This window comes from Janthinobacterium sp. BHSEK (genome assembly GCF_056174685.1).
This window is the reverse complement of sequence record NZ_JBWBYV010000190.1, coordinates 1-1,725: the sequence shown is the minus strand read 5'-3', so window position 1 is coordinate 1,725 and position 1,725 is coordinate 1. Positions and strand designations below refer to the sequence as shown.

Below are 1,725 nucleotides of genomic sequence, written 5' to 3'. Positions count from 1 at the left end.
AATGGCGCCTTCAGCGTGCCGGGCGACGGCAGCATCGACTTCCCGGCCATCCTGACGCGCTTGTATCTGCACGGCTACGAGGGCTGGCTGGTGGTGGAAGCGGAGCAAGACCCGGCCGTCGCACCCAGCTACGCATACGCGAAGATGGGCCACGATTACCTGGCGCGCCTGGTCGATGCCATCCCCCGACTGGGCCGGGAGGCGGCATGAGCCCGCTGCTGGTGAAAGCGGGGCAGGGACAGACCATCGTCGAGGTCACGCCCGCATCGGCCGGCTGGACGCACGTGGGCTTTGCTGCCCACCGCCTGGCGGCCGGCGAGGTCTTGACGCTGGAGACGGGCCGCCGCGAACTGTGCCTCGTCGTGCTGACGGGCACGGTCACGGTGCGGGCGGGCGATCACGTCTGGGAAACCATCGGCAAGCGCGCCAGCGTCTTCGAGGACGTCTCGCCCTACGCCGTGTATGTGCCGCTGGACACCACGGTCCGCATCACGGCCGTGAGCGCTGCCGAGGTCGCCCTGTGCAGCGCCCCGGCCACGACTAAGCGCCCGGCGCGCCTGATCGAACCGGCCAGCATGACGCGCTCCGTGCGCGGCCAGGGCGCCAACACGCGTTATGTGTGCGACATCCTGCCGCAGACGGAAGCCGCGGACGGCTTGCTGGTGGTGGAAGTCGTCACGCCGTCCGGCCATTCGTCGAGCTATCCGCCGCACAAGCACGACAGCGACAATATTCCAACCGAAAGTTCGCTGGAAGAAACGTATTACCACCGCCTGAACCCGGAGCAGGGCTTTGCCTACCAGCGCGTCTACACGGATGACCGTTCCATCGACGAAGCCATGGCCGTGGAAAACCACGACGTGGTGATGGTGCCGCGCGGCTATCACCCCGTCACCGTGCCGTATGGCTATGATGGCTATTACTTGAACGTGATGGCCGGCCCGAAACGCGTGTGGCATTTTAAAAACGACCCGGCCCATGACTGGCTGATGACGAAATAACCAAGGACAAGACAATGACGACCCCGATGATCGGCCACTTTATTGGTGGCAACCCGATGGCTTCGCGCTCGGAGCGCACGAGCGACGTGTTTAATCCTGCCACGGGCGCCGTGACAGCCAAGGTGGCGCTGGCCACCCCTGCCGAACTGAACGCGGCCGTGGCTGCCGCCCATGCAGCGTTTCCCGCCTGGTCGCAAACCTCGCCGCTGCGCCGCGCCCGCGTCATGTTCAAATTTAAAGAGTTGCTGGAAGAACATTCCGACCAGCTGGCGGCCCTGATCACGGCCGAGCACGGCAAAGTGTTCACGGATGCGAAAGGGGAAGTGACGCGCGGCATCGAAGTGGTGGAGTTTGCCTGCGGCATCCCGCAGATGATGAAGGGAGAGTATTCGGAGCAGGTGGCCGGCGGCATCGATGCCTGGTCGATCCGCCAGGCACTGGGCGTCTGTGTCGGCATCACGCCGTTCAACTTTCCCGTGATGGTGCCGATGTGGATGTTCCCGATGGCCATTGCCTGCGGTAATACTTTCGTATTAAAACCGTCGGAACGCGACCCGTCGGCCAGCCTGCTCCTGGCGCAGCTGCTGACGGACGCGGGCTTGCCCGACGGCGTCTTCAATGTGGTGCAGGGCGACAAGGAAGCCGTGGACGGCTTGCTGCACCACCCGGACGTGCGCGCCGTCAGCTTCGTCGGTTCCACGCCGATTGCCGAATACATCTATGC

2 protein-coding genes and 1 pseudogene are annotated in these 1,725 nt (G+C 64.6%); all 3 read left to right on the top strand.

Annotated elements, in window-relative coordinates:
- Positions 1 to 210, top strand: a pseudogene (locus AC0V2Y_RS28270) (myo-inosose-2 dehydratase); the annotation flags it as partial.
- Positions 207 to 1,001 carry a 5-deoxy-glucuronate isomerase gene (iolB, locus tag AC0V2Y_RS28265; RefSeq protein ID WP_475417296.1) on the top strand — a complete coding sequence of 265 codons (795 nt, stop codon included), beginning with the start codon at positions 207 to 209 and terminating at the stop codon, positions 999 to 1,001. The pseudogene AC0V2Y_RS28270 and the gene iolB, both read left to right, overlap by 4 nt.
- Positions 1,002 to 1,015: 14 nt before the next feature.
- On the top strand, positions 1,016 to 1,725 hold a 710-nt coding region (locus AC0V2Y_RS28260; RefSeq protein ID WP_475417297.1), incomplete at its 3' end, for an aldehyde dehydrogenase family protein.

Excerpts from the sequence above, each read along its gene's own strand:
- iolB (WP_475417296.1), top strand. The coding sequence starts at position 207 with ATGAGCCCGCTGCTGGTGAAAGCGGGGCAGGGACAGACCATCGTCGAG.